Source organism: Mesorhizobium yinganensis, from assembly GCF_040081985.1.
Classification (GTDB): Bacteria; Pseudomonadota; Alphaproteobacteria; order Rhizobiales; family Rhizobiaceae; genus Kumtagia; species Kumtagia yinganensis.
Genome location: NZ_JBEBMH010000014.1, coordinates 124,901 through 137,109, shown reverse-complemented (window position 1 = coordinate 137,109; position 12,209 = coordinate 124,901). Strand labels below are relative to the sequence as shown.

Sequence of the window (12,209 nt, the reverse complement as noted above, 5' to 3'; positions counted from 1 at the left end):
TTTCTTAACCTTCCGGTTTATCCGTTTGGTAGCGAGTCGCTGCGATGGTCGCCCTCATATGGCGGGGGTGATCTTTTGGTCATGGGCATGATGCCGCACCGTCATACCGGTCGATCCGGTATGCCAGTTTAGCACTGCTTTCAGTATGGTGAGTATCCATGGCCAGTATCATGACCAACGCGTCCGCAATGGTCGCATTGCAGAACCTCAACGCCACCAACAAGAACCTCGAAATCACCCAGAGCCGCATCTCGACGGGCTTCCGCGTCGCCGAGGCCGCCGACAACGCCGCTTATTGGTCGATCGCCACGACGATGCGCTCCGACAACCGGGCGCTGTCGACCGTGCAGGACGCGCTCGGTCTCGGCGCTTCCAAGATCGACACAGCCTATACCGGCATGAACAAGGCCATCGAGCTGGTCAACGACATCAAGGTCAAACTCGTCGCTGCCAATGGCGCTTCGGCCGCCGACAAGGAAAAATACGACATCGAGATCAAGGCCCTGCAGGGCCAGATCAAGAGCTATGCCGACGCTGCCACCTTCTCCGGCGCCAACTGGCTGTCGACCGACACCACCAGCGGCCATACCACCGCCGGCACGTTCGACGACGTCAAGATCGTGGCCTCGTTCAACCGCAATGCCGCCGGCACCGCCTCGCTCTCGACCATCGACGTCAAGGTGCAGGACATCAAGCTTTATGATGCCGGCTCGACCGACGGCACCACCGACGGAATTCTCGACGCCGTGCGCCTCGGCACGTCCGGCGCCCGCCAGGCGGCAGCGTCGGCTCCGACGGCCGGCACCGACGCCGCGACCGACACCTACACGGTCTCGACGCTCTCGGTGAAAGGCTTCAGCGACGCCCAGATCACCAAGATGCTGACGGTTACGGAAGCAGCCCTCAAGGAAATGACCACCGCCGCGACCAATCTCGGCGCATCCAAGACCCGCGTCGACCTGCAGAAGACGTTTACTGCAAGCATGATGGACTCGATCGACCGCGGCATCGGCCAGTTGGTCGACGCCGACATGAACAAGGAATCGACCCGTCTGCAGGCCCTCCAGGTCCAGCAGCAGTTGGGCATCCAAGCCCTGTCAATCGCCAACGGCAACTCGCAGTCGATCCTGTCGCTCTTCCGCTAAGCGAACACGACCGACCCTCCAGGCAACATCTTCGGCGGGCCGCGCTTCGGGGGAAGCGCGGCCCACCTCGTTTTCCCGAGCCGCGCGTGACGTCCAGCGGCGACGCATTGAGACTGTCAGAGTAGCCGCAGCCGCCGATTCCTGCCGCAAAAACAAGCATTTTACCATCGGTTAACCATAACGCTTATGCGTTTGGTAGCGTGTGCCCGCCATAGTCCGCGCAAGAATGGCGGATGATCGTGGGGAAACGATCACGGGCATGATGCCGCACCGCCATGCCGGTCGATCCGGCATGCCGATTCGTACTGCTTTCCAGTAAGGTGAGTATTCATGGCCAGCATCATGACCAACGCGGCGGCAATGACCGCGTTGCAGACCCTCAACGCCACCAACAAGAACCTCGAAATCACCCAGGGCCGCATCTCGACGGGCTTCCGCGTCGCCGAGGCCGCCGACAACGCGGCATACTGGTCGATCGCCACCACCATGCGTTCCGACAACCGGGCGCTGTCGACCGTGCAGGACGCTCTCGGCCTTGGCGCCTCCAAGATCGACACTGCCTACACAGGCATGAACAAGGCGATCGAGCTGGTCAACGACATCAAGGTCAAGCTCGTCGCTTCCAACGGCGCCTCGGCTGCCGACAAGGAAAAATACGACATCGAGATCAAGGCGCTCCAGGGCCAGATCAAGAGCTATGCCGACGCTGCCACCTTCTCCGGCGCCAACTGGCTGTCGGTCGACACCACGACCGGCCACACGACCGCCGGCAGCTTCAACGACGTCAAGATCGTGGCCTCGTTCAACCGCGATGCCGCCGGCGCCGTCACGCTCTCGACCATCGACATCAAGGTGCAGGACATCAAGCTTTACGATGCCTTCGCCACGGCCACCGGCCTCAATGACGGCATCCTCGACGCGACCCGCCTCGGCACCACCGGCGCCCGCAACGCGGCCGCCCAGAACCCGACCGCCGGCGCCGTGCCGGCCGCCGGCGACACCTACTCCGTCTCGACCTTGTCGGTGAAGGGCTTCAGCGACGCCCAGATCGGCCAGATGCTGACGGTGACGGAAGCCGCGCTCAAAGAGATGACCACAGCGGCCACCAATCTCGGCGCCGCCAAAACCCGCGTCGACCTGCAGAAGACCTTCACCGCCAGTATGATGGACTCGATCGACCGCGGCATCGGCCAGCTCGTCGACGCCGACATGAACAAGGAATCGACCCGCCTGCAGGCCCTCCAGGTCCAGCAGCAGCTCGGCATCCAGGCGCTGTCCATCGCCAACGGCAACTCGCAGTCGATCCTGTCGCTCTTCCGCGGCTGAGACCCGCCCCGCATCGGACTTCTCGACCAGACGGGCCGCGCTTCTTTCGAAGCGCGGCCCGTTGCTTTTCGGCACGGCTTCATTGCTGAAATCAGCTCGATCCACTGGCCCAGGCAACTATCCTTAAGACGGCATTAACCATGCGCGCTGTAATCGTGGTTAATCAAGGCTTACGGGAAACCGCATGATGCGCGATTATTGCGTGATTCGGCGGATCGGGTCCGTATCAGGATAGGGTGGGTCGTGTGTCTAGCATCATGACGAACGCTGCGGCGATGACGGCTTTGCAAAGCCTCACCGCGACCAACAGGGCTCTCGACCAGGTCCAGTCGAGGATATCGACCGGCTACCGCGTCGCCGACGCGACCGACAACGCCGCCTACTGGTCGATCGCCACGACGATGCGATCCGACAAGAATGCCATGTCGACGGTGCAGGATGCGCTGGGGCTCGGCGCCTCCAAGGTCGACACGGCCTACACCGCCATGAACAAGGCCATCGACCTGGTCAACGACATCAAGGTCAAGGTGGTCGCCTCCACGGGTGCCACGCCTGCCGACAAGGACAAGATCCAGACCGAGATCGCGACGCTCCAGTCCCAGTTGAAGAGCTACGCCGACGCCGCCACCTTCTCCGGCGCCAACTGGCTGTCGGTCGCCTCGACCGTCGCCAACGGCCACTCCGCCGCCGGCGTCCACAATGACGCGCAGATCGTCTCAGCCTTCAACCGCGACGCGGCGGGTAACGTCACGCTCGGAACGATCAAGATCAAGGTCCAGAATATAAAACTCTACGATTCGGGCGCGGCCGCCAGCAGCCAGGTCAACAAAGGCATTCTCGAAGGCCTGCGCCTCGGCACCACCGGCGTCCGCACCAACACTGCGGTGAATCCCACCACGCCAGGCGCCGCGCCTGCCGCAAACGACGGCTATGCGGTGGCCACGCTGACCGTCGTCGGCTTCGGCGACGCGCAGATCGCGCAGATGATCAAGGTGGTTGACGAAACCCTGGCCGAGATGCAGGACGGCGCCGTCATGCTGGGTGCGGCCAAGAAACAGATCGACCAGCAGAAGACCTTCACCACCAGCCTGATGGACTCGATCGAGCGCGGCGTCGGCCAGCTTGTCGACGCCGACATGAACAAGGAATCGACCCGGCTCCAGGCTCTCCAGGTCCAGCAGCAGCTCGGCGTCCAGGCGCTCTCCATCGCCAATTCCAACGCCCAGCGCGTGCTCTCGCTCTTCCAGAACGGCTAGCGTCCGCCGAGGCGATATCGGGATAGGGTTCAGGCGGGCCTGAGAATATCCACCTTGATTGGCTGGTCGAAGACCAGCCGCCCATCGCTCCTGTGTCGCGCAGCGGAAACGACGGCATCGGTGATGGCGGCGCGGTTGTGCTCGACCACGTCTCGACGTGACTTGTCGACAGCGATGATGCGTTCCAGGAAGTCCTTTGCCGTGTCGAAAACCTCTTGTCGAACGTAGCCGAAAGACCGGACGGTTTGGAACTCGCCTGACAAGACCGCCGCGGCGATCGCCGACTGCGCTGCCTGCCGAACAATGGTTTCGTCTTCCACCAGCCGCAGCGCTTCGAAGAAATTCCCGGTCACGGTCGGTTCCATGACGATCAGTACGCCATCCGGCTTCAGCACCCTTGCGGCCTCACTCAGCGCCGGGCCCATGACCGCCTCGGGCACATGATGGAGCGCATTGACCATCACGGCGAGGTCGAAAGCCAGGTCGTCGAATGGCAGCGACTCCGCCACACCCGTAACGAACTTCGCCAGCGGAACCGCGGCCGCCGCTTGTCCAATCGCCTGCACCGCCGGGTCGATTCCGGTCACCATGGCGCCTTCGTCCGAAAGCTGTCTTGCAAAGCCGCCCGAACCGCAACCGATGTCGAGGATTCTGAGCCCGGCGACAGGCGGCCGCACGGACCTGACAACAGCCAACGGGCTATCGATAAGCGCCATGGATGCCACCCCCGCTGGATCAAGAGGATCGACAATATCATTGCCTGGGCCGAGGGGAAGTTCCACCTCACGCTCCACCTGGTTAGACTGTTTCATCCTCGCACAAGCTTCGGCGGCTAGGCTCTGCCCCGGAAAGCCGTGTGGAGCCGCAACCCGTGCCGGAGCAAATCCAGAAGATCGTCGCCAATCTGCAGGGTTTCGGACCACGCCGCCTCGCCATCATGGCCGGCGTCACCGCATTGGTCCTGGCCGTACTCGCTGTTGCCTCGATCTATCTCAACCGCCCCGCCTATGAGACGCTCTATGTCGGGCTGGAGCGTTCCGACGTGAACCAGATCGGCCTGGTGCTGGCAGATGCAGGCATCGGCTTCGACGTCGCCTCGGATGGCACCACCGTGCTGGTGCCTGCCGGCAAGACGGCGGCGGCGCGCATGCTTCTCGCCGAAAAAGGTCTGCCCACCAGCGCCAATGCCGGCTACGAACTGTTCGACAATGTCGGCTCGCTCGGCCTTACCTCCTTCATGCAGCAGGTGACCCGGGTGCGCGCGCTGGAGGGCGAGATCGCCCGTACCATCCAGTCGATCAACGGAATCAAGGCCGCGCGCGTCCATCTGGTGATGTCGGAGCGCGCCTCCTTCCGCCGCGACGAGCAGCAGCCTTCCGCCTCCGTGGTCATCCGCGCCAGTGACCTTGACGCGGCCAAGAGCGCCAGCGCCATACGCTACCTCGTTGCCGCCGCGGTGCCGGGGCTAGGCGTTGAAAAGGTCACGGTGCTGGATTCCAGTGGCACCTTGCTCGCGGCCGGCGACGACCCGTCGAATTCCAGCGCCAGCCGCTCGCTCGGCGTCGAGCGCAATGTCGAGATGCAGATAGAGGACAACATCCGCCGCGCGCTGGCCCCCTATCTCGGGCCGGACAATTTCCGCGCCAGCGTCAAGGCCGACGTGAACACCGACATGCGCCAGTCGGAGGAGACGATCTTCGACCCGGAATCCCGCGTCGAGCGTTCCGTCCAGGTCGTCCGCTCCAACGAGAACACCAGCCAGCAGTCCTCTGCGACGCCGACTTCCGTCGACCAGAACCTGCCCGAGACGCAGGCGCCGGTCACCGCCGGCCCGCAATCCTCCGAGCAGAGCGAGCGCAAGGAGGAAACTACCAACTACGAGATGAACTCAAAGCGCATCTCGACCACCAGCAACGGCTACACAGTGACGAAGCTCTCCATCGCCGTAGTCGTAAACCAGCAGCGGCTGGCCACCATCCTCGGCGAGGGCGCGACGCCGGACAAACTTGCCGAGCGCATCGCCGACATCCAGAAAGTCGTCGCCTCCGCAGCCGGTCTCGACGAGGCGCGCGGCGACCGGCTGAACGTCTCGGCGGTCGAATTCATAGACGGGCTGGACGGCAGCGAGATCGCCGGTCCCGGCATCATGGACAGCATCGGCCAGCACGCCGGCACCATGATCAACGCCTCCGCCTTCATCGTCGTCGTCTTTCTGCTCGCTTTCTTCGGCCTGCGCCCGATGGTGGCCGCCATGCAGAAGCCGGCTGCCACCCCCGCTCTGCCCAGCCCGTCCTTCGACGAAGTGCAGCGCTCGCTGCCCAACCCGGAGAACGCCGAGGCATCGGTCAACGCGCTTCCAGGCAGGGCCGTCGCGCCGACGGCCCTCGACGATCTCCGACAGAAGCTGAAGCCTGCTCCGCAGGAACGGCTTGCGCGCATGGTCGACCTCAACGAGGAACGTACCGCGCTGATCCTGCGCAAATGGGCGGCTCCCGAGGCGGCAGGCTGATCGATGGCTGTGCTGAGGCTCATAGACGCGCTGCCGGATTTCGGCGAACCGGCCCGTCCGGACGTACGTGCCGGAGCTTCGGTCGCGGCTCCGATTCAGCCGCCGCCGCAAGTGAATGTCGCCGAGATCGTCCGCGCCGAGGTCGAACGGGCCGAACAGGCAATGATGATGCGCCTGACCGTCGAACACGAGGCAGCCCTGCTCGCCGAACGGCAGCGGCATGACGAAACGGTCGAAGCACTCGCCCAGAGGCTTGGCGGGGAAGCCGGCACGGCCGTTGCCACCCGTTTCGCCGAGCTTGAGCGCGACGTCGGCGCCCATGTCTCGGATGTGGTGGCGCGGCTTCTCGGCGGCGTGCTCAGCGACAATTTGCAAAAGCGCTCGTTGGCAAGCCTCGCCCGTTCCATCGAGGCGGCGATCCACGACACCGAAGCCGTGCGCATCGACGTGCGCGGCCCGCAATCGCTGTTCGCCGGGCTGAGCGCCGTGCTCGCCGACCGCGCGGCCAACCTCCATCACGTCGAGACGGAGGGTTTTGATCTCTCCGTCACCCTCGACGGCACCGTCTTCGAGACGCGGCTGTCCGAATGGTCGGCAATCCTTTCGGAGATTCTGGCGTGAGTACCGCCGATGAGGGCCACCGCGAGATCGTGATCGTTCGCCGCGGCCACGGCGACCATGATGAAGGCCATCACGGCGGCGTCTGGAAGATCGCCTTCGCCGACTTCATGACGGCGATGATGTGTTTCTTCCTGGTGATGTGGCTGATCAACGCGTCCAACGAACAGACTAAGGCGGCGGTCGCCAGCTACTTCAATCCGGTCAAGCTGGTCGACCGCAACGCCGCAAGCAAGAGCCTGGAGGACGAGGGCGACGGCCCGGAGCAAGTAGGCCAAGCAGCCGAGAAGAATTCGGAAGGCGGCGATTCCAAGGCTGGCCCCTCGACCAATGAAGGCACGGTGCAAAGTTCCGATATCAAGAAGGAGGCTGACGCAAAACTCTTCTCCGATCCCTATGCGGTGCTGGCCGAGATCGCATCGGACACCGGCATCAAGCAGAACATCAGCGAGAAGGGCGACGGCGGCGCCCAGCTTGCCGGCCCAGCCACCGGCGCCTCGGGCGGCGAGGCCTACCGCGATCCCTTCGCGCCGGATTTCTGGTCGCAGCAGGTCGCGCTGCCCAGCGAGGCCGAGGCTAGCGCTGAGCCGAAGCGCACCGACGAGAAACCACCCGAGACTCAACCGGCGAAGGCCGAGACGCCGGTCGCGCAGCCGGCCCAAGCGAGATCCGCAGACGCCAAGCCGCTGCCGGTTTCGCCGCCTCAGGCGGCCGCATCCGACAAGCTGACAGCGCCGCCCTCCGAAAAACCGGCCTCGCCGCCGCAAAAGGCCGCGCCGACGCCCCAGACCGTGAAAGCCGCCGACCAGATCCGCCGGGACCTAGCGGAGGAGCTTCTGCCGGACGACAAGATGAAGGACGGCATCTCGGTCGTCGCCACCGAGAGGGGCGTTCAGGTTTCCGTCACCGACCAGTTGGAATTCGGCATGTTCGAGATCGGCTCGGCGATGCCGCGCCGCGAACTCGTGCTCGCGATGGAGAAGATCAGCCAGGCGATCGGCAAGCAGAAAGGCACCGTCACCATCAGCGGCCACACCGACGCCCGGCCCTACAAGGCCGGCGGCTACGACAATTGGCGGCTTTCCACCGCGCGCGCCCATTCGGCCTATTACATGCTGGTGCGCGCCGGCCTCGACGAGCGTCGCATCACCGAGGTCGCCGGCTTTGCCGATCGCAAGCCCAAGGACGGCGCCGATCCGCTGGCGGCGATCAACCGCCGCATCGAAATCCTGCTCGAGATCGGCGGATGAGATTTCTGGCGTCCGCCGCCGGTCTCGTTGCCGCGTACGTAATGGGCGCAACCGCCGCGCATGCGCAGCCGACCGACGACATGCCGGAACTCCAGCCCTACCAGATGGTACGCTCACTCCAGCACGTGCAGGACCGCGTGGCCATTGGCGACCACGCCGCCTTGCCGATCCAGCGCCGCCTTCTCGAAATGATCGACGAGCGGCTGCGCACCGCCAGCGCCGCCGAACTGATGCAGCCGGCCAATCTGCAGGCCATGCTGGTCTACGCCATGAGCGGCGGCAACCCGGCGACCCTGAAATCCATCCTGCTCAGGCTGCACCTGGAAGAACGCGACAGCCGCATCGCCGCCGGCATCCTCGGTTACCTCAACGGCGGCACGCGCAACGCCGCCGCCGTACTGAAATCCGTGGACCCGATGCAGGAGCCGGCGGAGATCGGCGCATTCATCGCCCTGCTCAAGGGCTCACTTACCTCGCTCGAGGATCCGAACGGCGCGCTGAAGCTTCTCGACCAGGCGCGGCTGCTTTCCCCCGGATCACTGGTCGAGGAAGCGGCGTTGCGCCGTTCGATCGCGCTTGCCGCGACGGTCGATGATCCCGAGCGTTTCTTGCGAGCCATCGACCAGTATGCGCGCGGCTACATTCGTTCCCCCTACGCCAGCCAGTTCGCCGACGCACTCGTCGCCGGCATCATCAAGCTGCAGGACAAGCTTGATCTTGCCGGCGTCGATGCGGTGGTCGAGTTGATGAACCCCGAACAGCGCAAGGTCGTCTATTTGCGCATAGCGCGCCGCGCGGCGATCGAGGGTCTCGTGGCGCTTTCCAAATATGCGGCGGCCAAGGCCGAGGCCATCGACATTCCTTCGGAAGCGGGAAAGGATCCGCGCCTGCTGCTCTACTCCAGCCTGACCAGCGTCGCGACCGAATCGGCCGAGGTTATCCGCGAACGCATCGGCAAGATCGACCGCGAAAAACTCTCGGAGGGAGATCGCGAGTTACTCGACGCGGTGCTGGCCGTCAGCAACGGCATCGTCGACAAGCCCGCGCCGCCGGTTCCCGTGGGGAAATCGCCAAAACCCGCTCCCGCTGCGGCTGAAACGCCGATCGCCGCCCCGCCGAACGAAGTGGCGCATGACAATGCTGAGGGCGCTGCCGCCGGCCCCGATGAGGCGGCAATGGCCGCAGCCGATGGCGACGATAGCGACATGACGCCAATCGTGGAGACACCTTCCGATCCCGTCGATGCCGGGCCGGGCGACGATCCCGAGCCCGAAGCGGCTCAGCCTCCCGCACAGCCGGATATGGCGGCCGATACCCCCCTGCGGGCTCAGGCGAGTGGCAACAAGGTTGCGACGGCCCCGGCTGATCCTGTCGATACCGCCGTCGCCGACGGACGCAGGCGGCTTGCGGAGATCGACGCATTGCTGGCAGGAGCCGAGGATTGAAAGCGACGAACAATTCCATGCCTGCCCTGGTTTCGCCGGGAAAGGTGAAACCCGCCATCGGGGAGACTGTGCACCATGGTGACGGCAACGGCTTCTCCAAACTAATCCACTCGAACGAACCCGCCAGCACCGCCCGCCCGCCGCGGCGCGAGCATGTCGAATTCCCTGCCCGCCCCATCGCGGCACGCCACGATGCGTTGGTGGATACAAGGCGGCAGGCTGGACGGTTTTCCAGCAGTTCGGAAAACAATTGGGAGCCGGAGATGGAGCACGGCCGTCAGGCTTCGGCGCGCGAGGGCAGCGGCACGCAAGATGCTATCGCCTCGCCTGAAAATCGCCGGAACGCACGGGACGAAGCCGATGTGCCCGATGCGGTTCCGGCCCCCACCGCTTGCATCAGCCAGCCTATCACGGTCGCTTCCGCCGTACGGCCGGCTGAACACCGTCAGGCCGCATGGTCGGGGGAAACCAAGGTGACTGACGACAAACCGCCGGCCAAAATCAAACAAACCGGGGCCGTTGAAACGGCGAAACCAGAGACGGGAGCGATTGGCCCCGCGCGGCACGGAACAACTTGGGAAGCGTCCGGTGCGGGCACTCTGCCGAGCCCGAAAGAGTCTCCCGCGGAGATCGCGACGGGCGAACAGCTTTCCAGTCGCAGTGTTCAGCGGGAAGCCGCGCAGTCCGCACAAACAAATTCCTCGGCGCAAAAATCAGTCATCGCCACTGCCACGGACACGCCAGACCCGATGACGACGACAGCACCGGATTCTCGCGGAAGCGCCGAAACCGGCCCGCGACCCGAGACCATGCCAATCGCTCCGTCCCCAACACGGTCGACGCAACCTGCCGGGTCGCAGGCGCAAGACAGGCCGCTTCGGACCACCGGCGCCATGGGCGACGAACCGTCCACCGGCGTCTCACCCCGACAGGAGGCTCCGGCGTTCGGAGAACCCGCCCCGCGTCTAGGCGAGGCACCCTTCGACGCTGCGGGGCGCAGGACAGGTGCTTCGACACACCCGCCGCCGACGCAAATGCCGACCGGCGTTGCAGCGGACACGCAGCCGGCGCCTGAGCCTGTTGCGATACCTCCAGGCCCGCGCACGGTGAGCGCGCGGATATTCGCTCCTCCAGAAGCAGCCGTTTCCACCACCGAAACGACAACCGCGTCATTTGCCGTCGAGATGACGGCGTCGGTGGCACGGTATGTGACCCGGCAGTCCGCGCAGGTCGAAGACACTCCGTCAGTCATCTTGCCCGACAGCCGGCGGGGTGAGGCCGTCGGTTCGCCCGACGAGACGCGGATATCTCCCGGAGAGCGGCCCTCCCGCGCACCGATTCCGCCGATGGCTTGGCACGCCCTCTCCCCGACCGTGGCTGCCTCGGAGACGGGACGCCAGGCGTTGCCCCCCGAAGATGTGGATCGCCCGGTCTCGGTTCGCATTCCGGCAGCCAAGAGCGACGAACCGGGTATCAATGCCGAAAACCTTCCGGACTCCCGTCGCCCGATTCAACAAAACGTTGCAACAGCACCGGTCCCGGCCGCCGAAACCACACCACTGGCGGTCTCCCCTTCCCTAACCGTGGCCGCCTCGATCCTCTCCGAACCAACCTGGAGACCTGCGCCTGTTGCACAGACGACACAGTCCCAATTCCTTCGCGCGCAGCCCATCCTGAAGACCCTCCAGGTGCAGCTCAATCCCGAACATTTGGGGGCCGTCACCGCCACGCTCACCATGTCCGGAACACAACTGAAAGTCGAGCTGAGCGTCACCACGCGCGAAGCACACGAGTGCCTGAAGAACGAAGAGCAGGTTATCGAAAAAGCAGTACGCTCGCTGGGCTATGACGTTCAACAAGTCTCTGTTGTTCAATCTATGATTGTAGTCAATGCATCCGCTCGAAGTGATCAGGCGATGCCGCCGCCGGCTCAAAGCCGCGACCAGCCGAGCGGCGGCATGGCATCGGGCGACGGCGGCGGCAGGTCGGGCAACCAGCAAGGAGGACGTCATGAGGACAATGCTTCGGGCGCTTTCGGCGCCCCGACCACGCGCGATTCTGATCGGCGCGGCGGCGGCGTTTATATCTAGCGCGGGTGCCGCAACGGCCGCCGGCAACCCCTGTGAACCGGAGATCCTGCGGGCCGCGGACCTCTACGGCGTCCCTGTCGGCATCCTCTACGCTGTTGGCCTGACCGAGACGGGCAATAAGGGAAGCCTACAGCCCAATGCTTTGAATATAGAGGGAAAAGCGCTGTTTCCCCAGAGCCGCCAGCAGGCGCTCGCAGCCTTCGCCAAGGCCCGCAACGAAGGCAAGACGCTGATCGACCTCGGCTGCATGCAGATCAACCACCATTATCATTCGCAGCATTTCGCAAGCGTCGGCGATATGCTCGATCCGCGCAAGAACGTCGACTACGCCGCGCGTTTTCTGGCACGGCTTCATGCCCGTCACGAGACATGGTCGATGGCCGTCGCACGCTATCATGCCGGCCCCGACAACGATCCCGCGCAGAAGCGTTATGTATGCCGCGTCATCGCCAACATGGTCGCCACCGGCTTTGGCAAATGGACCGCCAACGCACGCTCGTTCTGCAACTAAAACGAGCGCATCCGTCCAAGGTATTCGAGTTCACTCCGGCCGGACCCGCTGTCCACCGC

At 64.5% G+C, this 12,209-nt stretch carries 10 protein-coding genes; 9 read left to right on the top strand and 1 reads right to left on the bottom strand.

Annotated elements, in window-relative coordinates; translation table 11 throughout:
• Nucleotides 1–158: 158 nt before the first annotated feature.
• From ABMA59_RS22965 to ABMA59_RS22955, 3 genes are all read left to right on the top strand, one after another.
• A complete protein-coding gene (locus ABMA59_RS22965; protein ID WP_349007718.1) occupies nucleotides 159–1,145 on the top strand; it encodes a flagellin N-terminal helical domain-containing protein in 987 nt (328 codons plus the stop codon).
• 330 nt (nucleotides 1,146–1,475) lie between these two features.
• Nucleotides 1,476–2,471, top strand: a complete 996-nt coding sequence (locus ABMA59_RS22960) for a flagellin N-terminal helical domain-containing protein (protein WP_349007717.1) — start codon at nucleotides 1,476–1,478, stop codon at nucleotides 2,469–2,471.
• 245 nt (nucleotides 2,472–2,716) lie between these two features.
• Nucleotides 2,717–3,727 (top strand): flagellin N-terminal helical domain-containing protein, encoded by a 1,011-nt coding sequence (locus tag ABMA59_RS22955; protein WP_349007716.1) that lies wholly within the window; start codon nucleotides 2,717–2,719, stop codon nucleotides 3,725–3,727.
• 29 nt (nucleotides 3,728–3,756) lie between these two features.
• Here the strand turns inward: ABMA59_RS22955 and ABMA59_RS22950 are convergent, their stop codons facing one another.
• Nucleotides 3,757–4,650: a class I SAM-dependent methyltransferase gene (locus ABMA59_RS22950; RefSeq protein WP_349007715.1), complete on the bottom strand. Its 894-nt coding sequence runs from the start codon at nucleotides 4,648–4,650 to the stop codon at nucleotides 3,757–3,759.
• Here ABMA59_RS22950 and fliF point away from each other — a divergent pair.
• Genes fliF through ABMA59_RS22920 form a run of 6 tightly spaced genes read left to right on the top strand, consistent with a single transcriptional unit; the run spans nucleotide 4,599 to nucleotide 12,150 of the window.
• On the top strand, nucleotides 4,599–6,236 hold the full coding sequence (gene fliF, locus ABMA59_RS22945; RefSeq protein ID WP_349007714.1) for a flagellar basal-body MS-ring/collar protein FliF: 1,638 nt from the start codon (nucleotides 4,599–4,601) through the stop codon (nucleotides 6,234–6,236). The two genes, ABMA59_RS22950 and fliF, sit on opposite strands and share 52 nt — an antisense overlap.
• A gap of 3 nt (nucleotides 6,237–6,239) precedes the next feature.
• Nucleotides 6,240–6,857, top strand: a complete 618-nt coding sequence (locus ABMA59_RS22940; RefSeq protein ID WP_349007713.1) for a hypothetical protein — start codon at nucleotides 6,240–6,242, stop codon at nucleotides 6,855–6,857.
• A complete protein-coding gene (locus ABMA59_RS22935) occupies nucleotides 6,824–8,104 on the top strand; it encodes a MotB family protein (protein ID WP_349007712.1) in 1,281 nt (426 codons plus the stop codon). The genes ABMA59_RS22940 and ABMA59_RS22935 overlap by 34 nt, the downstream gene beginning before the upstream one ends.
• Nucleotides 8,101–9,549 carry a chemotaxis protein MotC gene (locus tag ABMA59_RS22930; protein WP_349007711.1) on the top strand — a complete coding sequence of 483 codons (1,449 nt, stop codon included), beginning with the start codon at nucleotides 8,101–8,103 and terminating at the stop codon, nucleotides 9,547–9,549. The genes ABMA59_RS22935 and ABMA59_RS22930 overlap by 4 nt, the downstream gene beginning before the upstream one ends.
• On the top strand, nucleotides 9,546–11,639 hold the full coding sequence (fliK, locus tag ABMA59_RS22925) for a flagellar hook-length control protein FliK (RefSeq protein WP_349007710.1): 2,094 nt from the start codon (nucleotides 9,546–9,548) through the stop codon (nucleotides 11,637–11,639). Before ABMA59_RS22930 ends, fliK begins: the two co-directional genes overlap by 4 nt.
• Nucleotides 11,560–12,150: a transglycosylase SLT domain-containing protein gene (locus ABMA59_RS22920; protein ID WP_349007709.1), complete on the top strand. Its 591-nt coding sequence runs from the start codon at nucleotides 11,560–11,562 to the stop codon at nucleotides 12,148–12,150. Before fliK ends, ABMA59_RS22920 begins: the two co-directional genes overlap by 80 nt.
• Nucleotides 12,151–12,209 lie beyond the last annotated feature (59 nt).